Here is a 22,742-nt window from a genome sequence, read left to right on the forward strand (position 1 = left end):
TGATGGCTGCCGTCACATTTTGCTCGGTTTTCATTGCGATGTTTTCCATTAGTATCCCATTGACTTGCTTTGTACTGGTTTCGGTCATTTTGATGCTGAATGTGATTCGGATCATCTCCCGCAAAAGCGGCCGCTTCTTTGGCGCGCAGCAACGGGATCTAGGCGCAGTCAATGGCTATATTGAAGAAATGATGCATGGACAGAAAGTTGTCAAGATCTTTAACCATGAGCACGTTGTCATGCAGGAATTTGATGCTTTGAATGACCAGTTGCAATCCAGTGCCACAAAGGCCAATGTCAATGCCAATACATTGATGCCGATCATGATGAACTTACTGAATGTTCAATACGTGCTGATCGCAATTATCGGCGGTCTCTTTGCCATCAATGGTGTCTCGGGACTAACCGTAGGGATGATTGCTTCTTTCTTACAGCTTAGCCGTTCGCTGAATGGACCGATCAGCCAAATTTCACAGCAGATCAACTTTGTGATCATGGCTTTGGCTGGTGCAGAACGTATTTTTCATTTGTTGGATGAGACCCCAGAGATTGATACAGGGTATGTCACGCTAGTCAATGCCAAATGGGAATTTGGACATTTAGTGGAAACAACAAATCGTACAGGACTCTGGGCTTGGAAACATCCTCACGAAGATGGAACTGTTACGTACACAGAATTGACTGGAGATGTTCGTTTTGAAGCAGTTGATTTTGGGTATGTGGATCATCAAATGGTTCTGCATGACATCAATCTTTTTGCTGAACCGGGACAGAAAGTTGCTTTTGTGGGAGCAACGGGAGCCGGTAAGACGACCATCACTAACTTGATCAATCGTTTTTACAATATTCAAGAGGGAAAGATCCGTTATGATGGCATCAATATTCAAAAGATCCAACTAGAATCTCTGCGGCGCTCATTAGGGATCGTCTTGCAAGATACACATTTATTCACAGGAACGATTCGAGAAAATATTCGTTTTGGTAAACTGGATGCCACGGATGAGGAAGTAGAAGCGGCAGCAAAACTGGCGAATGCGGATATGTTCATCAATCATTTACCTGAGAAGTACGATACCGTAATCACGGGAGATGGCGAAGGGCTATCACAAGGACAGCGACAGCTACTAGCAATTGCCAGAGCGGCGATCGCCGATCCGCCTGTTATGATTTTAGATGAAGCGACTTCCAGCATTGATACGCGAACAGAGCGGATCGTCCAGTCTGGAATGGACCGGCTGATGCAAGGTCGGACAGTTTTCGTGATCGCTCACCGTCTTTCGACGATTCAGAATTCAGATGTGATCATGGTGATGGATCATGGTCGGATTATTGAACGAGGTACCCACGATACGTTATTAGCAGAGAAGGGGACCTATTACCAACTGTATACAGGAAAAATTGAGTTAGACTGATTTTTTCCGAGAAAACGAAGACCAGATTTAAGGGTCTTCGTTTTTTTTCTTGCTGCTGTGCTATACTAAAGAAAAACTGTGAGGAGTAAGTGGATAGGAGGAAATAGGATGCATTTAACGGTTTCACAGATCCAATTGAATGAGGAAATGTATGAACTGGGTGTCACTGATCAGGGGGCAGCTTATTTTGGTCGTTTAGCAGAACATGCAGAGTTGGCTCTTTTTTTCCCATATGCAGAAATTCATGAATGTTCTCAGACACCAGAAAGGTATGCAAAGCCGCTGAAAGCCTATTTCGCCGGAGAGCCAGTAGCCTTCGATTTTCCTTTTGACTTTGTCGGTACGCCGTTCCAACAAACTGTTTGGCAAGCGTTAACTGAAGTCCCTTATGGAACGACTGTCAGTTATAGTGAATTAGCTGCGAGAATCCAACGTCCTAGTGCCGTCCGAGCGGTTGCCAATGCTGTCGGACGAAATCCGATGATGATTATTGTCCCTTGCCATCGTGTCCTGGGGAAAAATGGCCGATTGACTGGTTATCGGGGAGGTTTGCCGATCAAGCGGCAACTATTACAGCTGGAAGGGATTCCTTACAAGGAATAAGCGCATCTTTTCTGCAAAAATTACTAGGTCTTCTTCTCGAATTTAGTGCTTCATAAATTGTTTGTTTAAAAGTAAAAAATACTAAAAAGGCATTTCTTTTTACGCTACCTTTGATATAATGGACTTGTTTCCGTTTACAAAAAAGGAGTGGAGAAGATGAAGCGAATGAAGTTGCAAAATGGTTCAGATATCCGTGGAATCGCGCTTTCGACAGCAGATCTTACAGCGGATTTAACAGAAGATGCAGTGAAAGAAATTGCTTCAGGGCTGCGGACGTGGTTGTTGCAGCGATACCCGGAGCCTTTAAAAGTGGCAGTTGGTCGTGATAGCCGTTTAAGTGGTGAAACGCTGCAGCAGGCTTTTATGACCCAATTGCAAACAGAAGGAATTACAGTGATCGATTGTGGGCTGGCTACCACACCTGCACTATTTATGAGTACCCAGTTTGCTGATTTTGATTGTGACGCTGGTGTGATGCTGACAGCCAGTCATTTGCCCTATTACTTTAATGGAATCAAAATTTTTAGTAAATCTGGCGGCGCAGAAAAAGAGGATATCTCGTTTATCTTGGCACATCCTGAAGCACATCCGGCTGACCAGCCCGGCGAGTATCAACAACGGGATTTACTTACTCCTTATGCAGCAGATATGGTGACGAAAATTCGTCGTGGGATGCAGACAGCAGAAGAACAACCATTGGCTGGAATGAAAATCATTGTGGACGCTGGAAATGGTGCGGGTGGTTTTTTTGCAGAGCAAGTTCTAGTGCCGCTCGGGGCAGATACGAATGGGTCGCAGTTTCTGGAGCCAGATGGACACTTCCCTAACCACATCCCTAATCCGGATAATAAAGAAGCGATGGCCAGTATTACGGAAGCCGTTTTACGAGAGCAAGCAGACTTGGGGATCATCTTTGATACCGATGTCGATCGATCCGCTGTGGTGACCCAAAGCGGACAGCCGCTGAACCGCAACAACATGATTGCTGTTTTAAGTAAAATCGTCTTATCCGAACATCCGGCTGCGAGTATTGTCACGAATTCCCCGACCTCCAATCATCTAAAGACATTTATTGAATCGCTAGGTGGTCATCAAGTGCGTTATATTTCCGGGTATCGCAATGTCATCAACAAAGCGATCGCCCTTAACGAAAAAGGCATTAATGCTCAGTTGGCTATTGAAACTAGTGGACATGCAGCATTCAAGGAAAACTATTTTTTAGACGATGGCGCATATGTTATTGCGAAGATCTTGATGTTGCTGCCAACGCTTCGTGCGCAAAATATCAGTTTGGAAGACTTGATCGCGGCGTTGAAACAGCCAGCTGAAACCCAAGAATTGCGTTTCAAGATCAATGATTCAGATTATCGTGCAACCGGGGAGAAGGTTATCGCATCGCTAGCGCATGAACTTCCATCGGGGTGGCAGATTGACAATGAAAATGAAGAAGGCATCCGTATACAGGTTTCTGCACCTTATGGACAAGGCTGGTTTTTGTTGCGGTTGAGTTTGCATGAACCATTATTGGTCTTGCAGATCGAAAATGACCAACCTGGACATTTGCCGGCGATCGTCCGCGAAATCAGTGAACGCTTGCTGCCGTTTGAAGCGATCGATCAGTCTGCAATCAAACAATTTTTAGAAAAATAATGAATAGAGAATGAAGGGTTAATGTTGGTATTTATTATGTTAGTGATCATGGCTGTCACTTATGGTGTGAATCTTTTTCTGATATCATACATGAGAAAACGGCCGCAGATCGATGTGGTAGAACGATTGTCTATGTTACTGGGTGTCAATATGAGTGTCCTGTTTGTAGATGGGATCGTTTTATTTGTTGGAAAGTTATTATTAGAAGCAGCGATGATTATTGAATAGACAAAGAAACTCTTAGAGAGTCAGAGGAAAAGAACTTTTTGATCTGGCGGATTTGAGAGTTTTTTTAGCTTTTTTTAAAGCTAGGATTATCATTCGCTTTCGATTTAGATATTTGTTAAAGTAAAGAAAAGAAGTGGGGGGGAATATTCAGATGGCAAAAATCATGGTAGTAGAAGATGAAGCAGTTATTCGCCAGCTGATCATCGAAGAACTTGAAAAATGGCAATTCGAAACATTTGGAACAACTGACTTTCATCAGGTTTTTGACGATTTTGAAGAGCAAGAACCGCAATTGATTTTGTTGGACATCAATTTGCCGGTTTTTGACGGCTATTATTGGTGTCAGAAAATCAGAGAGACATCGAAAGTACCGATTATTTTTATATCAAGCCGTAATACGAATATGGATATGATCATGGCGATGAACATGGGGGCAGATGATTTCGTGACGAAGCCATTTGAGATCGATGTCTTGATTGCAAAAATCAATGCACTGCTGCGCCGTTCCTATAACTATGTCGAAAACAACAGCGAAACGCTGGTTCACAATGGGCTTACTTTGAATATCGACAACAGCAGCATGCAGATCAATGATGAAGTGATTGATCTAAGCAAAAATGAGTACCGATTATTATATATACTGATGAAGAATCACGGGAAGATCCTTAGCCGGGAAAAATTGCTGCGAGCGCTCTGGGATGATGAACGTTTTGTTGACGACAATACATTGACTGTCAATATCAATCGCTTGCGTCGAAAGATCGAACAAGCAGGTATGATGAACTACATTGAAACAAAAGTAGGACAAGGGTATATTGTGCCATGAAAAATCCATTGTCATTCTTTGATTTTTTAAAAGATCGCTGGTTGCTTCTGATTGGCTGGGTCGTATTTTTCTTGTTGATGATTCTCGTGATGTGGTTGACACCGGATTTCCCGATCGACTGGGGGACCGTTGGCTATCTGCTTTTGATGGAATCAGTGGTTTTACTGCTGTTTTTAGGTGTTTTTTATATTACTAAACGCCGTTTTTGGCAAAAACTATCCTTCCATGAATCGGATAGTATCTTGCAAAATTACATTCAAGGTGCCCGTTATTCTGAAGAAGAATTGGTTCAAAACTATATCAATCAGCTGATTCGTGAACATCAAGACTTGATGCAGCAAGTGGTCAGTAATCAAGAAGAACAAAAAGAATACATTGATTCTTGGGTCCATGAGATCAAGGTACCTTTGGCGGCGACACGCTTACTGCTAGACTCGATCGAATTTGATATTCCTGATGAAAAGTATATTTTGTTGGAGAACGAGATCAATCGCATCAATGAGTACGTGGAGCAAGTACTGTATGTGGCACGTTTGGATAGTTTCTCCAAAGATTATCTCGTACAAGAAGTATCATTGAAAGCAACGATTCAGCCGGTCATTCGTAGCCAAGCCAACGTGTTTATCCAGAAAAATATCCGTTATGTGATTGAAGGGGAAGACCAACAAGTATTGACCGATGGCAAATGGTTAAGCTTTATTTTTCGGCAAATCCTCAGTAATGCACTGAAGTACACACCGGAAAATGGACAAATCATTATCCGGATCCAAAGAGATGGCCAGGGAACGCGCCTCTTAGTGGAGGATTCTGGGATCGGTATTCCACCAGAAGATCTACGGCGAGTCTTTGATAAGGGATTTACTGGTGAGAATGGTCGGAAGACTGATATGCACTCGACTGGGCTAGGGCTCTATTTAGCCAAGAATCTAGCCAAAGAACTAGGGATCGAGTTAACGATTTCATCGGTTGTAGAACAAGGAACCACTGTCACACTTTACTTCCCTCTGCTAAGCTACTATCAAGAAAATCGTTAAATGATTTTTTAAAGAAAAATTTCATTTTATTCTTTTTTTGTATCCTTTTTACTGATACACTATCACTTGTGTATTAAATTGAACGGATAAGGATGGATAGAATGAGTATACTTATTGCATTGATCCCGATGTTTGCCTGGGGGAGTATCGGACTAGTTAGTGGGAAAATGAAAGGCGATGCTAATCAGCAAACGTTGGGGATGACATTAGGGGCTTTTGTCTTTTCTGTTGTCGTTTTCTTTGTGACGAAGCCAACAATCGATGGCTGGATCTTATTGATTGGGCTTTTGGCAGGGATTTGTTGGGCCGTAGGGCAAAACGGTCAATTTCATGGTATGAAATATATGGGTGTTTCGGTAGGGTTACCCATGTCAACTGGAATGCAGTTGATTTTGAGTACGGTTATCGGCGCCTTATTTTTTGGCGAATGGACTCAAATGAGAGATTATTTTCTAGGCACGACTGCATTGATCTTACTGATTGCAGGAGCTTACTTGACGGCTCGCAAAGACGGCGATAAAGCGCCTGACACTGAAAATAAGATGCTGGACTTTGCTAAAGGGTTTCGGGCACTGATCTATTCGACTGTTGGTTTCGGGGCATACATGGTCATTATTACATGGGCAGGGATCGATCCGGTTGCGTTTGTATTGCCACAAAGTGCCGGTATGCTTTTAGGGGCTAGCTTTTTTGCATTTGGAAAAACGAAGCTTGATGCAGGCGTTTGGAAAAACACTGTCTCCGGATTGCTATGGGAAACGGGGAACATCAGCATGCTGCTGACTGTCCAACAGATTGGTTTAGCAGTCGGATTTTCACTTTCTCAAATGGGGATCATCATCTCTACACTTGGCGGGATATTTTTCCTCGGTGAAAAGAAAACCAAAAAAGAGTTCAGATATGTAGTTATCGGTTGCTTGCTTGTTATTTTTGGTGGTATCCTTCTAGGGTATATGAAAGCTGCATAAGTAGTGAAATTTAGGAGGATCTATGGATTTATTTCGTAAAAAACCAACTAAAAATCTGATTGTCCGCTAAAACACTGTATCTATCAGCATTTTCAAGGGTTGAAATACTTCAAATTACTACGATTTTACTACCATTGAATGAGCCTTGATACGTTAGAAATCCCAGATTTGCAAAGATATGGTACAGCACATCAGTATTGATAAACTAAAAATTGAATATCGCAAGTAGATTATGGAACGCCGATATTGACGTTCCTTTTCTATTTTCAGCCGTTCAGAAATGGACGGCTTTTTCTATATCCAAACGAAAGGAGAATTTTAAAAGCTATGAAAAAGATATTGAAGCGATTAGCCACGGGCTTCCTTGCCTTTGCGACTATCGTTACCGCTTTGCCGACAACGGCAGTCCACGCTTCCGAGAAGCAATACTGGACAGAAAGTGCCGAGCGTGTCGGTATCGTTGAAAAAGTGATGAATGACGGCTCTATCGGTTCGACATTCAATGAGGGACACATGACCGTTGAGGGCGAGGACGCTTTCTGCGTGGATATTAACACCAACTTCCGCAACGGCTACAAGACCAGAGCCGACGCAAGCACACGCATGAGCTACGACCAGATTTCAGATGTTGCCCTCTCAATCGAGTATGTCAATCAGTATGTGCAGAGCCACAGCGGATTGAGCAGTCAGCATATCTACCTTTTGAAACAATGCGTCGTATGGCAGAGATTGAGTGTTCATCTGGGCTGGCAATGCGATAACGTCAGAGCTTCCTATGATGAAATCCCAAAAGCGATACAGGACGAGGTGTACGCTGGGGCGAAAGCCTTTGCCAGCGAGAACAAGGGACGCTATGAATGTGGCGGTTATATCTACACTGGCGAGGGGCAGGACATTGGACAGTTCTGGGCGAAACTTGCCGTAGGAAATGCCACACTGAAAAAGACTTCCAGTAATGCCAGCATTACCGACGGGAACGGGCTTTACTCTATCGCTGGTGCGACTTATGGTGTCTATTCTGATAAGGGCTGTACAAAACAGCTTGCCACCCTTACGACAGATAACAGCGGAAATACTGATACCGTGGAAGTAAAGGCTGGCACTGTCTACATCAAAGAGCTTTCCGCTCCTGCTGGCTACAAGGTGGACAGTACAGTCTATTCCTTAAATGTGGAAGCTGGCAAAACAGCGACACTCAATGTATCAGATACGCCAAAGGTCACAGATACCCTTATCGAGCTTTTCAAGATTGACATGGAAACACAGAAAGACGCTCCACAGGGCGACGCTTCCCTAGAGGGGGCGGAGTTCACATGGAAATTCTATGCGGGACACTATACCGCTGACAATCTCCCTAGCGAGCCTACAAAAACATGGGTGACAAAGACAATCGCTGAAAAGGACAGCGACGGCACTATCCATTATGTTTCCCGCCTTTCTGATGAATACAAGGTATCTGGGGACAGCTTCTATACACAGGACGGAAAGAACGTGCTTCCTCTAGGGACGCTGACCGTTGAGGAAACGAAAGCTCCTAACGGCTATCTTCTTGACGGTGCGTATATGCAGGCAAACGGTAGCGAAGAACAGATTAAAGGAATGTACCTTACACAGATTACCGAGGACGGCGACATTGCCGTATTGTCTGGAAGCAATCAGTACCATGTATCAGACAAGGTTATCCGTGGCGGTGTGAAAATCCAGAAAAGAGATTTGGAAACCAGCGATACCAAAGGTCAAGGTAGTGCGACCTTGAAAGACGCTGAATTTGAAATCATTTCCCTTAATGACAATGCCGTACTTGTCGAGGGCAAGCTCTACAATAAAGGCGAAGTAGTAAAGACAATCCTTACCGACATTGAGGGCGTGGCTTCTACTTCCGCTGACCTCTTACCTTACGGGAAATACCGTATCGAGGAAAGCAAAGCACCAGAGGGCTATCTGACGGACGGTGCAGAACCGATTGAATTTGAAATCACAGAGGACGGAAAAATCGTTGACCTTACAGAGACAGACACATCAATCTACAATCAAGTGAAGCGTGGCGACCTAGAGGGTGTCAAGATTGGTGCTGGCACACACCAGCGTCTTGCGGGAGTTCCGTTTAGGATCACAAGCAAGACCACAGGTGAGAGCCACATTATCGTAACGGATGATAACGGGCAGTTCTCCACTTCTTCTGACTGGGCTTCCCACAAGAACAACACCAACGCAGGAAAGACCAGCGAGGACGGTATCTGGTTTGGAACAAGCGAGCCAGACGACAGCAAAGGTGCATTGCTTTACGATACCTATATCATTGAGGAATTACGCTGTGAGAGCAACAAAGGCTTTGAGCTTATCCCTGCCTTTGAAATCGTGGTGTCCAGAAACAATGTGACCGTTGACTTAGGGACACTTACTGATGAATACGAGAAAGAAATCTCTATCCATACCACAGCCACAGGCAAGGACGGTGAGAAGTCTATCGTGGCTGGCAAAGAGGTAACAATCGTTGACATGGTTACGCTTGACGGACTGGAAAAAGGCACAAAATATAAGCTAAAAGGCTGGCAGATGTTGAAAGAGGAAAACACCGAGCTTCTTATCGACGGACAGCGTGTGGAAAGTGATTACACATTCACAGCCGACAGCGAGGAAATGAAGATTGAAATAGAATACACGTTCAACGCTTCTTCTCTGGGCGGTCAGAACCTTGTGACCTTTGAGGAACTTTACGACCTTTCTAATGAGGACGAGCCTGTAAAGGTGGCTGAACACAAGGACATTGACGACGAGGGACAGACGGTGCTTATCACGGAGCGTATCATCTCTATCCATACCACAGCGACCAGCGAGGACGGAAAGAAAGAGATTGAAGCAGGAAAAGACGTGACAATCATTGATACCGTTACCCTTGACGGATTGGAAGTCGGCACAAAGTATCAGCTCAAAGGCTGGCAGATGATTAAGGACGAAAACGCCGAGCTTATCATCAACGGAGAGCGTGTCGAGAATGACTATACCTTTACTGCCGACAGTGAAAGCATGGAAGTCCAGATTGCCTTTACTTTCGACGCTTCCGAGCTGGACGGGAAAGAGCTTGTGACCTTTGAGGAATTATACGATTTGAGCAATCCAGACGAACCGACAAAGGTTACAGAGCATAAGGACATTGAGGACGACGGGCAGACGGTGACAATCACAGAAGTACCAGAAACGCCAGAAGAACCAACAGAGCCAGAACAGCCGACCACACCAGATACACCGAGCAAGACAACGGACGCTCCAAAGACAGGCGACAACACAAACATTGCCTTATTCTTAGGGCTTCTTGTTCTTTCTGGTGCAGGCGTGGCAGGAACATACTTCATCAAGCGTAGACGCTCTTAATCGGGTGGTCTGCTTATGATGATGAAGAAATCACGCTCCCCGCCGACACATGGAAACGGCGGAGCTTCCCTTTATTCTGGCTTGTCCGCCACCCACCTGTAAGCACACGGACGGTCAAGGGTGCTTTTAAGCATTTACCTGCCCTTGACGGTCTGGGGGCTTGCTGGTATCACACCGCCAGCCAGAATAAAAGCATGAACAACCAACAGATTTTATAGAAATGAGGTATGAACACATGAAATTAAAATATATCGTGCCTGACATGGCACAGACTTTTGGAAATTTGGAGTTTGCAGGAGAAAATGACGTGGAGCAACAGCGTGTCAATGGTCGCTTTGTTCCCGTGATAAGAAGCTATAACCTGTATTCCGACATTCAGAGAGCCGACGACATTATCGTGGTGCTTCCCGCAAAAGCTGGGGAGAAGCGTTTCAAGTATGAGCAAAAAGTAAAGCTCGTCAATCCTAAGATTACCGCCGAGGGAAAGAACGTGCGAGGTCGTGGCTACACCAACTATATTTTAAACGCTGACGATATGCTTCCAGTCGAGGAAAGCAAGTAAAGGGGGATAACAGATTATGAGATTAGCGAATGGAATTGTATTAGATAAGGAAAAGACTTTCGGTGTTTTGAAATTCTCTGCCCTTAGACATGAGGTGCGTGTAGAGAATGAGGACGGGACGACCACCGAGGAAATCAAGCGTAGAACCTATGATTTGAAGTGCAGTCAGCAGGAACGCACGATACAGGTATCTATCCCAGCGGAAATCCCTGTCAAGGACTATCCGTACAATGCCGAGGTGGAGCTTATCAATCCCGTTGCCGATACGGTGGCTAATGCCAACTACCAAGGGGCAGATGTGGAGTGGTACATCAAGGCAGACGACATTGTGTTGAAAAATAAAGGCAGTCAGCCCACAGGCAATCCACAGAACCATGCTCCGCAGGGACAGCAGAAAAAATAAAAATTGTAGGATAAAATTAAGAAACTATTTTACTTATCTTTGAAATTTTTTCAGAATTATATAGTAAAATATTGTACATAGTTTCAGAGAGGAGTGAGGATAGTGATTTTAATGCTGATTATTCCAATCATTTTAACTGTGTTTCCAGTAATGCTGTATCAAGTAGTTTTAGTGTTATGTAAGAGAAAATCAACTTCTACACATTATTTTTGGACATACACTATGATGATTTATGTATGGCTTGTTTTTTCTGTTACGGGTATCGGCACTGTATGGGACATTATTTCAAAAGGTGGGCTGATTGAGACTTTTCAACAGGCAAACATTGGAATTATCCCATTTCAGTCAGACGGTTTATTTACTTATTGTATGAATGTAATTATGCTTATGCCATTGGGATTTTTATTGCCGTATATATGGAGAAATTTTAGAAATCCAATAAAAGTAGCCCTAACAGGATTAGTATTTTCGGTATTTATCGAATTTGCTCAATTACCAACTAATCGTTTGATAGATATTGATGATTTGCTGATGAATACATTAGGTGCAGTTTTAGGATATGTTGTGTGGAAAATGATTGGAAATCATTTCTTTAACAAAAAAGAAAAACAGCGAACTATTTCATTGGGGAATTTCGAGCCAGTTATCTATTTGGTGTTAGCTTGTGCAAGTAATTTCCTACTATATAACTGGACATGGTTTCTTTAAAGAAAAAGCGGTTGGTCTTTACGATTGACCGCTTTTTCCATATCCAGAAAGGGGTGTTTATGAACCTATATAAATACAAGGGAAAGCGTATCAGAGCCAGCGACAAGAACCTTGTGTACCGCTTCTGTGCGGGTACGCTCCTGCTCCTGTTCGTGGCGGTTCTCCTGCTACTGAACATGGGACAGCTCATGCGTACCGATTGGGAGCATTTCAGCTTACTAGATAATGGCGTGACGCTTTCCACATACAACTTCATAACCATAGGGATAGCGACTGGTGTTTGTGCATTGGTCGCTTTTCTTTATTACCGCTTCTTCCATGACAGTTTCAAGAAGCTATTACACCGCCAAAAGCTGGCACGCATGATACTGGACAATAAGTGGTATGAAGCACAGACCGTACAGGACAGCGGTTTTTTCACTGACCTGCAAGGCAGATCAAGGGAAAAAATTGTCTGGTTTCCTAAAATCTATTATCAAATGGAAACGGGCTTGCTCCATATCCTCTGTGAAATCTCTTTGGGAAAGTATCAAGACCAGCTCCTTAGACTGGAAGATAAACTGGAAAGCGGGCTTTACTGTGAGCTGACCGACAAGACGCTCCATGACGGCTATATCGAATACGTTTTACTTTATGACATGATAGCGAACCGTATCTCGATTGACGAAGTAAAAGCAGAAAACGGGGGCTTGCGTCTGATGAAGAACCTCACATGGGAATATGACGCACTCCCTCACGCCCTTATCTGTGGCGGGACTGGCGGTGGAAAGACCTATTTCCTGCTGACAATCATTGAAGCCCTCTTGCAGACCAACGCCCAGCTATTCATCTTAGACCCTAAGAACGCTGACCTTGCGGACTTGGGTACGGTCATGGATAACGTGTACCATACCAAAGAAGATATGATTGAATGTGTCAATGCGTTCTATGAGGGCATGATACAGCGAAGCGAGGAAATGAAGCAACACCCAGACTACAAGACGGGCGAAAACTATGCCTATCTGGGCTTACCGCCCTGCTTCCTTATCTTTGACGAGTATGTGGCGTTCTTGGAAATGCTGGGGACAAAGGAAAGCATAAGCCTACTTAGCCAGCTAAAGAAAATCGTCATGCTTGGCAGACAGGCGGGCTATTTCCTCATTGTCGCCTGCCAGCGTCCCGACGCAAAGTATTTTTCAGACGGTATCAGAGATAACTTCAACTTCCGTGTAGGCTTGGGACGTATCAGTGAGCTTGGCTACGGTATGCTCTTTGGAAGCGACGTAAAGAAGCAGTTCTTCCAGAAGCGTATCAAAGGGCGTGGCTATTGTGACGTGGGTACGAGCGTCATATCGGAGTTTTACACTCCCCTTGTACCAAAGGGGCATGATTTTTTACAGACTATCGGCTCTCTTGCACTGGCAAGGCAAGCCGTACCAGAGAAACAAAAGGAGATTGAATGACTATGGGATATTTGGAAATCCATTATGAACCGGAATGTACCGACAGTGTACTTACCTGTATCGGATTGGGGTATGGAAAATTCCTGTCCGATTTGGCTTTTACGGCAGACAGTGAATATAAACAGGACGACGACTATCCAGAAACACTTTTCCATGAGAGAATGTCAGATTTGCTGGAAGATTTGGCAGAGGATTATCTGGAAATGCCGTTGCTGTTTTCCGTGGAGCTTCCCGCACACATGGCGAACCTGCTGGGCTGTCTTTTCCGCTATACGTTTCTTGTCATGGACAGGGAGCATTTCAGAAAGGTATGCCGTGAATACGAGATTGACAAGGATATAGCCAGAAAATGCCTTTCGAGAGATACCGACTGTATCGTAGTCTATACGGGCATGACAAGGATAGGCTGAACCACTGACGGCTGGAACGGTCAGCGGAGCGACCCAGACCGTGTAAGCCGTCCTGTGGAGCAGGGCTTGCCCTGCTCCACGAAAGAAGCCCCTCGGTATCTAACAGAGGGGCACAATTCCGCTGGAAACTACGGTCAAAAAGTATGGAAATCCCGCTTGGCATAAGGGGTTTCTCTCACTCATGGCTGACTGTGACAATCGGCGGAAAATATCACAGATTTCTATAAATACACGATTGGGGGTATGCAGGCTGAATGAAAGCACTTTTATAACTGCCTTGAAAGAGAAACGCCTATCTTACGGCGTGTCCCAGACAAGGCTTGCAATCATGGCTGGTATCAGCCGTGAACACCTAAACCGTATCGAAGCGGGAAAGGTCAAGCTCACGGACGATATGCAAGACAAGCTCATGGAAGCAGTCGAGAAGTTCAATCCCGACGCTCCCATGTTCCTGCTGTTCGACTATGTGCGTATCCGTTTCCCCACGCTGGATATCCGGCACGTTATCAGAGATATATTGAAGCTCAATGTTGACTATATGCTCCATGAGGACTATGGACACTACAAATATACAGAGCATTACTATCTGGGTGATGTGTTCGTCTATACTTCACAGGACGAGGAAAAAGGCACGCTTCTGGAACTGAAAGGAAAAGGCTGTCGCCAGTTTGAAAGCTATCTGCTGGCACAGGGGCGTAGCTGGTATGACTTCCTCATGGACGCTCTGGTTGAGGGCGGTGTGATGAAACGCCTTGACCTTGCGATTAACGACAGGGCGGGCATACTGGATATTCCAGATCTGACCGCCAAATGCAACCGTGAGGAATGTGTTTCCCTGTTCCGTTCTTTCAAGTCCTATGCTTCTGGCGAGCTGGTGAAGCACAACGAGCAGGACAAGGCGGGCATGGGACACACGCTGTATATCGGCTCTCTGAAAAGCGAGGTGTACTTCTGCTGTTATGAGAAGAACTACGAACAGTACGCAAAGCTGGGAATACCTACCTCGGAAGCACCGATAAAGAACCGCTTCGAGATACGATTGAAAGATGAAAGAGCCTATTATGCCGTCCGTGAACTGCTGACCCATTATGACGCAGAACAGACGGCATTTTCTATCATCAATCACTATATCCGCTTCGTGGACAGAGAACCGGAGAAGCGAAAGACAGACTGGAAGCTCAATGACCGCTGGGCGTGGTTTATCGGAAAAGACCGACCGCCTGTCAAGCTGACGACAGACCCAGAGCCTTACACATTGGAAAGGACGCTGGGCTGGATAAGCCGACAGGTCGCACCTACGCTGAAAATGCTGAAAAAGATAGACGCTGGCAACCGCACAAGCTATCTGAAAGAGATTGAGGACAACGCAAAGCTGACGGAAAAGCACTTGCAGATAATCAGACAGCAGACAGCGGACACAGAGGAGCTTATCACAGAGTAAAGGAGAATTGAGATTATGGCAGAACTTGTCAAGGACTTGGTGCTGGTATCACTGGGAATGGGTATCGGTGTCGTCCTTATGTGTATCGCACAGGTCAGCAAAATGGCTGACGAAGAAATGGAAGAAATCAAGAAAGAAAGGATTGATAAAGAATGAATTTCGGACAGAACTTATACAACTGGTTTTTAAGCAACGCACAGAGCCTTGTGTTAATGGCAATCGTGGTAATCGGTATCTACTTAGGATTTAAAAGAGAGTTCTCTAAGTTAATCGGCTTCCTTGTGATTGCCTTAATCGCCGTCGGGCTGGTATTCAATGCAGGCGGTGTCAAGGACGTTCTGTTAGAGCTGTTCAACCGTATCATTGGAGCGTAGCCTATCGTTAAAAGCGGTTACTCCATTGGAGATCAACCGCTTTTTCTATACTCAAATTTCAGATTGGAGTGATTGATTGAAAGATATTTTTACGGATATGCAGGCAAAAATCGGCTGTCCGTATCTCTCCGACCTGCCCTATTACAAGCGTGCGGTCTGGTTTGAGATGAAACGCCTTTGCCTGTCCGACTACCCTAAGAAACAGTTGGAAGATTTTTCACGCTATGTATTCGGTGTGCCTTACACCGTCATACAGGAAGCGTTACAAAGAAAGGACGTGATGAAACATGGAAGAAATGCGTGTGCAGATTGAAGCTAGAGAACCAACAGACGGAGAAATTCGTGCCTTTTGGTTCACCCTGCCTATCGACACAGAACAGGTAGAAGAACTGCTGGGGATTGATATAGATACGGACTATTACTATATCACGGGAAAGGAGCTTCCCTTCGCTGATGAAGTGCAGGAAGATACCACTATTGAAAAACTCGACGACCTGTACCATACCTATGAAAGCCTACCCTCTGACTTGAAAGAGGACTACGGGGAGCTGATGTGCTATTTCACCGACCTTGACGAACTGCACCGATACAGAAACGACATCATTCATTATTCGTGGTGTAAGAACATGACGGACGTTGCCCGCCACATTCTGAACAATGACCCAGACTTTACTTCCCTTAGTGAGAGTGTCACCCGCTATTTCGATTATGAAGCCTACGGGCAGTACCTTGACGACAACGGACGCTTTGTGGAAACCGACCACGGTATCTATGAGCTTCCGTAGAAAAGAGGTGTGTGCCTGTGGTGGACGACATGAGGGTGTATATCGCTAATCTTGGCAAATACAACGAGGGCGAACTTGTGGGGGATTGGTTCTCTTTCCCTATCGACGAGGAAGATGTTGCGGAGCGTATCGGACTGAACAGCTATTATGAGGAATACGCTGTCCATGATACCGACAACTTCCCTATTGAAATCGGGGAGTATATCTCCATTGAAGAACTCAACGAGATGTACGACATGATTTGTGAGCTTCCCGACTATATCACGGACGCTCTGGACGAGTTTGTTTCCTACTATGGAAGTCTGGAAGAAGTTTACGAGCATAAGGACGAGATTTATTATTATCCAGACTGCGGGGACATGACCGACGTTGCCTATTACTTCATTGACGAGTTACAAGTTCTGGGACAGATACCGCTACCGTTGCAGAACTATATCGACTATGAAGCATACGGCAGGGACTTGTCCATAGAGGGGACGTTCATTGAAACAAGCCGTGGGATATGCGAGATACCATATTAGAGCTGGCAGATCAGCGACAGGCAAGGTCGCTACTGACAGCTTTTTTTATCAAGGACAGTCTGAAAATGGCTGTCCTTTTCCATTACAACGAAAGGAGCTGAAACGAATTGAAGAAGATTAAATCCTACACGGGTATCTGGAACGTGGAGAAAGTCTTGTATGCAATCAATGACTTTACTCTCCCGTTTCCCGTTACCTTTACCCAGATAACGTGGTTTGTCATCACGGAGTTTGCCGTCATTCTTTTAGGGGACTTACCGCCGTTATCACTTATCGAGGGGGCATTTCTGAAATACTTCGGTATTCCCGTCGCCCTCACATGGTTCATGAGCCAAAAGACCTTTGACGGCAAGAAGCCTTACAGCTTCTTGAAATCGCAGATTACGTTTGCCTTGCGACCAAAAGTGACCTATGTAGGAAAAGCCGTGAAGCTGGAAAAGGAAGTGTTCAGCGAACCCATCACGGCGGTTAGGAGTGTGATGTATGTTCCCGATTAAATATATCGACAACAACCTTGTCTGGAACAAGGATAATGAGGTGTTCGCCTACTATGAGCTGATACCGTATAACTATTCTTTTCTGTCAGCGGAGCAGAAATTTATCGTCCATGACAGCTTCCGTCAGCTTATCGCGCAGTCCCGTGAGGGAAAGATACACGCCTTGCAGATAGCGACGGAAAGCTCCGTAAGAAGCATACAGGAGCAGTCAAAAAAGCTGGTGACGGGGCGACTTCGTGATGTGGCGATACAGAAGATAGATGAACAGACAGAAGCGTTAGTAAGCATGATTGGGGACAATCAAGTGGACTACCGCTTTTTTATCGGCTTCAAGCTCATTGTGACAGAGGAAAAAGTGAGCCTTGACAGCATGAAGAAATCAGCGTTTCTGACATTCAAGGAATTTCTAAATGAGGTCAACCATACGCTGATGAACGACTTTATCTCCATGCCAGATGATGAAATCAACCGCTACATGAAAATGGAAAAACTGCTGGAAAATAAAATCTCCCGCCGTTTCAAGTTCCGACGCTTGGATAAGAACGACTTCGGGTATCTTATCGAGCATATCTACGGCAGGGACGGCGTGGCGTATGAGGACTACGAATATTCGCTTCCAAAGAAGAAGCTGAAAAAGGCAACGCTTATCAAGCAGTACGACCTTATCCGTCCGACCCGCTGTCTGATAGAGGAAAGCCAGCGATACTTGCGTCTGGAACATGAGGACAGCGAGAGCTTCGTGTCCTACTTTACTGTCAATGCGATTGTGGGCGAGCTGGATTTTCCGTCCAGTGAGATATTCTACTTCCAGCAACAGCAGTTTACTTTCCCTGTTGATACAAGCATGAATGTGGAAATCGTCGGCAACCGCAAGGCACTTTCCACGGTGAGAAATAAAAAGAAAGAGCTGAAAGATTTGGACAACCACGCCTATCAGTCTGGAAGCGAAACCAGCTCAAACGTGGTGGACGCACTAGACAGCGTGGACGAGCTGGAAACCGACCTCGACCAGAGCAAAGAAAGCATGTATAAACTTTCTTACGTTATCCGTGTGTCCGCTCCCGACCTTGACGAGCTGAAACGACGCTGTGATGAGGTCAAGGACTTCTACGACGATTTAAACGTCAAGCTGGTGCGACCTGCTGGGGATATGCTGGGGCTTCACTCTGAATTTCTCCCTGCCAGCAAGCGTTACATCAATGATTATGTACAATACGTCAAGAGTGATTTTCTGGCTGGACTTGGCTTCGGGGCAACACAGCAGTTAGGAGAAAATACAGGTATCTATATCGGCTATTCCGTAGACACGGGAAGAAATGTCTATTTACAGCCCTCTCTTGCCAGTCAAGGCGTGAAAGGTACGGTCACCAACGCTCTGGCTTCCGCTTTTGTCGGTTCGTTGGGCGGTGGAAAATCATTCTGCAATAACCTTATCGTTTACTATTCCGTTCTCTTTGGGGGACAGGCGGTCATTCTCGACCCTAAATCAGAGCGTGGCAACTGGAAAGAAACGCTTCCAGAGATAGCCCATGAAATCAATATCGTCAACCTTACCAGCGATAAGGAAAATGCTGGGCTTCTTGACCCGTTCGTGATTATGAAGAATGTAAAGGACGCTGAAAGTCTGGCGATAGATATTCTCACATTCCTTACGGGGATTTCCTCTAGGGACGGCGAGAAATTCCCTGTCCTTAGAAAAGCGGTGCGAGCCGTGACCCAGAGCGATCAGCGAGGACTTCTCCATGTGATAGACGAGCTACGCAGAGAGGACACGGCGATAGCCCGCAATATTGCCGACCATATCGACAGTTTTACGGACTATGACTTTGCACATCTGCTGTTCTCCGACGGTTCGGTGTCTAACGCTATCAGCTTGGACAACCAGCTCAATATCATACAGGTGGCAGATTTGGTACTTCCCGACAAGGACACGACCTTTGAGGAATACACGACCATTGAACTGCTGTCCGTGGCTATGCTGATTGTCATTAGTACCTTTGCCCTTGACTTTATCCACAGTGACAGAAGCATTTTTAAAATCGTGGATTTAGATGAAGCGTGGGCGTTCCTCAACGTGGCACAGGGCGAAACCCTCTCGAACAAGCTGGTGCGTGCGGGACGTGCTATGCAGGCGGGCGTGTACTTCGTCACGCAATCCTCTGGGGACGTGTCCAAAGAGAGCTTGAAAAACAATATCGGGCTGAAATTCGCTTTCCGCTCTACGGACATCAACGAGATAAAGCAGACCCTTGAATTTTTCGGTATCGACAAGGACGACGAGAACAACCAGAAACGACTTCGTGACTTGGAGAACGGACAATGCCTGCTTCAAGACTTGTACGGGCGTGTGGGCGTGGTGCAGATACACCCTGTCTTTGAAGAATTACTGCACGCCTTTGATACCAGACCGCCAGTGAAAAGCGAGGTGGAGTGATGATAGATAGGATAAAGGGGCTTCTGACAAAAAAGAAGCTCTTTCGCTTTTTCAAGATTGCTCTGATAGTCATTTTTACCTCTGTTGTGTTCCTCTCCCTGTTCGGGACGGTGGCTCATGCCACGGGGCTGGTTGATGATACGGTCAATGCGGACAACCTGTATTCACAGTACCCGCTGGAAAACTACCAGCTTGACTTCTATGTGGACAATAGCTGGGGCTGGCTTCCGTGGAACTGGCTGGACGGTATCGGGAAGTCCGTACAATACGGGCTTTACTGTATCACCAATTTTATCTGGACTATCAGCCTGTATCTAAGCAACGCCACAGGGTACGTCGTCCAGCAGGCATATAAGCTGGACTTCATCAACGACATGGCAGACAGTATCGGAAAGAGCATACAGACCCTAGCGGGCGTGACGGAAAACGGCTTTGGAAGTACGGGCTTCTATGTGGGCTTCCTGCTTCTCATTATCCTTATCGTGGGTATCTATGTAGCCTACACGGGACTGATAAAGCGAGAAACCAGCAAGGCATTACACGCCGTTATCAACTTCGTTGTGGTGTTCGTGCTGTCCGCTTCCTTTATCGCCTACGCTCCCGACTACATCAAAAAAATCAATGACTTTTCTTCGGACATTTCCACGGCTTCGCTGAATTTGGGGACAAAGATAATGCTTCCCGACAGCGACAGTGCGGGAAAAGACAGCGTGGACTTGATAAGGGACAGCCTGTTCTCCATACAGGTGCAACAGCCGTGGCTACTTTTGCAGTTCGGAAACAGCGATATAGAGGAAATCGGGGCTGACCGTGTGGAAGCTCTGGTATCGGCTAGTCCCTCTGCCGACGACGGGGCGACCCGTGAGGACGTGGTGAAAACGGAAATCGAGGATAACGATAACGACAATCTGACGATACCGCAGGTCATCAACCGTCTGGGAATGGTGTTCTTCCTGCTCATCTTCAATCTGGGGATAACGATATTCGTTTTCCTGCTTACGGGCATGATGATATTTTCCCAGATACTTTTTATCATCTTCGCTATGTTCCTGCCTATCAGTTTTCTTTTAAGTATGATACCGAGCTATGAGAACATGGCGAAACAGTCAATCGTGCGGGTGTTCAATACGATTATGACAAGGACGGGGATAACGCTCATTGTTACAGTGGCTTTCAGTATTTCCAGTATGTTCTACAACATCTCCACCGATTACCCGTTCTTTATGATTGCGTTCTTGCAGATAGTGTGCTTTGCGGGTATCTATATGAAGCTGGGCGACCTTATGAGTATGTTCTCTCTTAACGCTGGGGACAGCCAGAGCATGGGACGCAGGATATTCCGCCGTCCGTATCTGTTCATGCGACACAGGGCTAGGCGTATGGAACACCGTATCGCAAGGGCTGTCGGTGCTGGAAGCGTCGCTGGTGCGGTGGCTGGCACAGTGGCAGGAACAACCATGAATGACGGTTCTGGAAAATCTGTCAGAGCTGGTACAGGAAGAAAAGAACGCCGAGAAAATGCGTCTTTCGGAAGTCGAGCCGGTTCTGCCGTAGGTGCAGTGCTTGATACGAAAAACAAGGTCAAGGACAAGGCAACGGCTGTCAAGGAGAATATCAAGGATATGCCGACACAGACCGCCTATGCCCTGCACTCCGCAAAGGAAAAGGCAAAGGAAAATGTGTCCGACTTCAAGCGTGGCATTGTGCAGGGACAGGAAACCAGACAGAGCCAGCGTGCCGACAAACTCCAACAGCACAGACAGAATATCGCTGACAAGCGTATGGAGCTTCAAAAAGCACAGGAAGCAAAACAGGCTGGAAGAACGACGGACGGATCAGCGACAACAGGAGCTACCCGTCCCCATGACAGACCTGTGACTGCTTCTCCTGCTTCTAAGACCGACACAGGGAAAGTGCAGGAAATCAAGCGTCCTGTCACCACGGATAAGGTACATACCGAGCCGACAAAGGCACAGCCTGTCAAGGAGCGTCCGCTTGCTTCAAAATCTGCTGAACCTGTATTGCAGAAACACGGAACAAGGCTCAATGGTGTGGAGCTGAACCAGCAGACCACCAGAAAGGAGCGAAACATCAAGAAAGCGACCCTAAACATGACAGGAAAGAAAGGACGTAAGAAATGAAATTAAGACATATCGCCCTTATCGGCAGTCTGTTTCCCTTTCTTCTTGCGATAGTGCTGTTCTTTGGCGTGCTTATCAGTGCCGAGGACGACGACGGGGGCGGTGGTTCTTCCTCATGGGTAACGGGCATGAACCTGTCCGCAGAGGTGTTGAAACATCAGCCTATGGTGGAGAAATACGCAAAGGAATACGGCATTTCCGAGTACGTCCCCTATCTGCTGGCAATCATACAGGTGGAAAGTGGCGGGACAGCCGAGGACGTTATGCAGAGTTCCGAGAGCATGGGCTTACCGCCTAACTCTCTTGATACGGAAAGCTCAATCAAGCAGGGGTGCAAGTATTTTGCGTCCCTGCTTTCTTCAGCAGAAAATCAAGGCATAGAGGATATAAACGTGGTGATACAGTCCTACAACTATGGCGGTGGCTATATCGGCTATGTGGCTTCCAATGGAAAAAAGCACAGCTTCACGCTGGCAGAGAATTTCTCCCGTGATAAGTCTGGGGGAAAGAAAGTCACCTATACGAACCCTATCGCTGTCGCCCGCAATGGTGGCTGGCGATATGCCTACGGGAATATGTTCTATGTGGAGCTTGTCAGCCAGTATCTTACGGTCAGTCAAGTATCGGGCGAGCTGGCACAGAAGATAATGAATGAAGCTCTGAAATATCAAGGCTGGGACTATGTGTACGGTGGGAGCAATCCTAACACTTCTTTTGACTGTTCGGGGCTGGTTCAATGGTGCTATGGCAAGGCTGGTATCAGTCTGCCGAGAACGGCACAGGCACAGTATGACGCTACCCAGCATATCCCGCTTTCACAGGCACAGGCTGGGGATTTGGTGTTCTTCCACAGTACCTATGACGCAGGAAGCTATGTAACGCACGTCGGTATCTATGTGGGAAATAATCAGATGTATCATGCTGGCGACCG

General features: G+C 45.9%; 23 protein-coding genes. All 23 read left to right on the forward strand.

Annotated features, from left to right (window positions below; genetic code table 11):
* On the forward strand, positions 1–1,412 hold a 1,412-nt coding region (locus EG2_RS16675), incomplete at its 5' end, for an ABC transporter ATP-binding protein (RefSeq protein WP_060815463.1).
* Between the two features lie 108 nt (positions 1,413–1,520).
* Positions 1,521–2,015 (forward strand): methylated-DNA--[protein]-cysteine S-methyltransferase, encoded by a 495-nt coding sequence (locus tag EG2_RS16680; protein ID WP_060815464.1) that lies wholly within the window; start codon positions 1,521–1,523, stop codon positions 2,013–2,015.
* 156 nt (positions 2,016–2,171) lie between these two features.
* Complete coding sequence (locus tag EG2_RS16685) at positions 2,172–3,665, forward strand: phosphohexomutase domain-containing protein (RefSeq protein ID WP_060815465.1); 1,494 nt, start codon at positions 2,172–2,174, stop codon at positions 3,663–3,665.
* Between the two features lie 21 nt (positions 3,666–3,686).
* Positions 3,687–3,893, forward strand: coding sequence for a hypothetical protein (locus EG2_RS16690; RefSeq protein WP_071870194.1), 207 nt, complete (start codon positions 3,687–3,689; stop codon positions 3,891–3,893).
* A gap of 151 nt (positions 3,894–4,044) precedes the next feature.
* Positions 4,045–4,719: a two-component system response regulator SapR gene (gene sapR / locus EG2_RS16695; protein ID WP_060815466.1), complete on the forward strand. Its 675-nt coding sequence runs from the start codon at positions 4,045–4,047 to the stop codon at positions 4,717–4,719.
* Entirely contained in the window at positions 4,716–5,753 is a 1,038-nt protein-coding gene (gene sapS, locus EG2_RS16700) for a two-component system sensor histidine kinase SapS (protein WP_082709588.1), read from the forward strand. Before sapR ends, sapS begins: the two co-directional genes overlap by 4 nt.
* Positions 5,754–5,854: 101 nt before the next feature.
* Entirely contained in the window at positions 5,855–6,721 is an 867-nt protein-coding gene (locus EG2_RS16705; protein ID WP_060815467.1) for a GRP family sugar transporter, read from the forward strand.
* Between the two features lie 327 nt (positions 6,722–7,048).
* Positions 7,049–10,093, forward strand: a complete 3,045-nt coding sequence (locus EG2_RS16710; protein ID WP_060815468.1) for an SrtB-anchored collagen-binding adhesin — start codon at positions 7,049–7,051, stop codon at positions 10,091–10,093.
* A 235-nt stretch (positions 10,094–10,328) separates the two neighbouring features.
* Positions 10,329–10,655 carry a YdcP family protein gene (locus EG2_RS16715; protein ID WP_060815469.1) on the forward strand — a complete coding sequence of 109 codons (327 nt, stop codon included), beginning with the start codon at positions 10,329–10,331 and terminating at the stop codon, positions 10,653–10,655.
* Between the two features lie 16 nt (positions 10,656–10,671).
* A complete protein-coding gene (locus tag EG2_RS16720) occupies positions 10,672–11,058 on the forward strand; it encodes a YdcP family protein (protein ID WP_060815470.1) in 387 nt (128 codons plus the stop codon).
* Between the two features lie 111 nt (positions 11,059–11,169).
* A complete protein-coding gene (locus tag EG2_RS16725) occupies positions 11,170–11,766 on the forward strand; it encodes a VanZ family protein (protein ID WP_204243901.1) in 597 nt (198 codons plus the stop codon).
* 59 nt (positions 11,767–11,825) lie between these two features.
* Complete coding sequence (locus EG2_RS16730; protein ID WP_060815472.1) at positions 11,826–13,208, forward strand: FtsK/SpoIIIE domain-containing protein; 1,383 nt, start codon at positions 11,826–11,828, stop codon at positions 13,206–13,208.
* Between the two features lie 2 nt (positions 13,209–13,210).
* Positions 13,211–13,618, forward strand: coding sequence for a hypothetical protein (locus EG2_RS16735; protein ID WP_206383663.1), 408 nt, complete (start codon positions 13,211–13,213; stop codon positions 13,616–13,618).
* A gap of 181 nt (positions 13,619–13,799) precedes the next feature.
* Positions 13,800–15,059 (forward strand): MobT family relaxase, encoded by a 1,260-nt coding sequence (gene mobT, locus EG2_RS16740; protein WP_211279862.1) that lies wholly within the window; start codon positions 13,800–13,802, stop codon positions 15,057–15,059.
* Between the two features lie 15 nt (positions 15,060–15,074).
* The gene (locus EG2_RS16745) at positions 15,075–15,215 is read left to right on the forward strand and encodes a DUF3789 domain-containing protein (protein WP_010817889.1); all 141 of its coding nucleotides are present in this window, start codon (positions 15,075–15,077) and stop codon (positions 15,213–15,215) included.
* The gene (locus EG2_RS16750) at positions 15,212–15,433 is read left to right on the forward strand and encodes a hypothetical protein (protein WP_010817890.1); all 222 of its coding nucleotides are present in this window, start codon (positions 15,212–15,214) and stop codon (positions 15,431–15,433) included. Before EG2_RS16745 ends, EG2_RS16750 begins: the two co-directional genes overlap by 4 nt.
* Before the next feature lie 76 nt (positions 15,434–15,509).
* On the forward strand, positions 15,510–15,746 hold the full coding sequence (locus EG2_RS16755; RefSeq protein WP_060815474.1) for a hypothetical protein: 237 nt from the start codon (positions 15,510–15,512) through the stop codon (positions 15,744–15,746).
* Positions 15,721–16,218 carry an antirestriction protein ArdA gene (locus EG2_RS16760; RefSeq protein ID WP_021421713.1) on the forward strand — a complete coding sequence of 166 codons (498 nt, stop codon included), beginning with the start codon at positions 15,721–15,723 and terminating at the stop codon, positions 16,216–16,218. Before EG2_RS16755 ends, EG2_RS16760 begins: the two co-directional genes overlap by 26 nt.
* 20 nt (positions 16,219–16,238) lie before the next feature.
* Complete coding sequence (locus EG2_RS16765) at positions 16,239–16,739, forward strand: antirestriction protein ArdA (protein WP_223123719.1); 501 nt, start codon at positions 16,239–16,241, stop codon at positions 16,737–16,739.
* A gap of 107 nt (positions 16,740–16,846) precedes the next feature.
* Complete coding sequence (locus tag EG2_RS16770) at positions 16,847–17,236, forward strand: conjugal transfer protein (protein WP_032509186.1); 390 nt, start codon at positions 16,847–16,849, stop codon at positions 17,234–17,236.
* A complete protein-coding gene (gene tcpF / locus EG2_RS16775) occupies positions 17,223–19,670 on the forward strand; it encodes a conjugal transfer ATPase TcpF (protein WP_021421711.1) in 2,448 nt (815 codons plus the stop codon). Before EG2_RS16770 ends, tcpF begins: the two co-directional genes overlap by 14 nt.
* Complete coding sequence (locus EG2_RS16780; RefSeq protein WP_060815476.1) at positions 19,670–21,811, forward strand: CD3337/EF1877 family mobilome membrane protein; 2,142 nt, start codon at positions 19,670–19,672, stop codon at positions 21,809–21,811. The genes tcpF and EG2_RS16780 overlap by 1 nt, the downstream gene beginning before the upstream one ends.
* Positions 21,808–22,742: bifunctional lytic transglycosylase/C40 family peptidase (locus EG2_RS16785; protein WP_060815477.1), on the forward strand; the 935-nt coding region annotated here is incomplete at its 3' end. The genes EG2_RS16780 and EG2_RS16785, both read left to right, overlap by 4 nt.

It is taken from the genome of Enterococcus gallinarum NBRC 100675 (genome assembly GCF_001544275.1).
Classification (GTDB): Bacteria; Bacillota; Bacilli; order Lactobacillales; family Enterococcaceae; genus Enterococcus_D; species Enterococcus_D gallinarum.

Excerpts from the sequence above, each read along its gene's own strand:
- EG2_RS16680 (WP_060815464.1), top strand. The coding sequence starts at position 1,521 with ATGCATTTAACGGTTTCACAGATCCAATTGAATGAGGAAATGTATGAA.
- EG2_RS16685 (WP_060815465.1), top strand. The coding sequence starts at position 2,172 with ATGAAGCGAATGAAGTTGCAAAATGGTTCAGATATCCGTGGAATCGCG.
- EG2_RS16690 (WP_071870194.1), top strand. The coding sequence starts at position 3,687 with ATGTTGGTATTTATTATGTTAGTGATCATGGCTGTCACTTATGGTGTG.
- sapR (WP_060815466.1), top strand. The coding sequence starts at position 4,045 with ATGGCAAAAATCATGGTAGTAGAAGATGAAGCAGTTATTCGCCAGCTG.
- sapS (WP_082709588.1), top strand. The coding sequence starts at position 4,716 with ATGAAAAATCCATTGTCATTCTTTGATTTTTTAAAAGATCGCTGGTTG.
- EG2_RS16705 (WP_060815467.1), top strand. The coding sequence starts at position 5,855 with ATGAGTATACTTATTGCATTGATCCCGATGTTTGCCTGGGGGAGTATC.
- EG2_RS16710 (WP_060815468.1), top strand. The coding sequence starts at position 7,049 with ATGAAAAAGATATTGAAGCGATTAGCCACGGGCTTCCTTGCCTTTGCG.
- EG2_RS16715 (WP_060815469.1), top strand. The coding sequence starts at position 10,329 with ATGAAATTAAAATATATCGTGCCTGACATGGCACAGACTTTTGGAAAT.
- EG2_RS16720 (WP_060815470.1), top strand. The coding sequence starts at position 10,672 with ATGAGATTAGCGAATGGAATTGTATTAGATAAGGAAAAGACTTTCGGT.
- EG2_RS16725 (WP_204243901.1), top strand. The coding sequence starts at position 11,170 with ATGCTGATTATTCCAATCATTTTAACTGTGTTTCCAGTAATGCTGTAT.
- EG2_RS16730 (WP_060815472.1), top strand. The coding sequence starts at position 11,826 with ATGAACCTATATAAATACAAGGGAAAGCGTATCAGAGCCAGCGACAAG.
- EG2_RS16735 (WP_206383663.1), top strand. The coding sequence starts at position 13,211 with ATGGGATATTTGGAAATCCATTATGAACCGGAATGTACCGACAGTGTA.
- mobT (WP_211279862.1), top strand. The coding sequence starts at position 13,800 with ATGGCTGACTGTGACAATCGGCGGAAAATATCACAGATTTCTATAAAT.
- EG2_RS16745 (WP_010817889.1), top strand. The coding sequence starts at position 15,075 with ATGGCAGAACTTGTCAAGGACTTGGTGCTGGTATCACTGGGAATGGGT.
- EG2_RS16750 (WP_010817890.1), top strand. The coding sequence starts at position 15,212 with ATGAATTTCGGACAGAACTTATACAACTGGTTTTTAAGCAACGCACAG.
- EG2_RS16760 (WP_021421713.1), top strand. The coding sequence starts at position 15,721 with ATGGAAGAAATGCGTGTGCAGATTGAAGCTAGAGAACCAACAGACGGA.
- tcpF (WP_021421711.1), top strand. The coding sequence starts at position 17,223 with ATGTTCCCGATTAAATATATCGACAACAACCTTGTCTGGAACAAGGAT.
- EG2_RS16780 (WP_060815476.1), top strand. The coding sequence starts at position 19,670 with ATGATAGATAGGATAAAGGGGCTTCTGACAAAAAAGAAGCTCTTTCGC.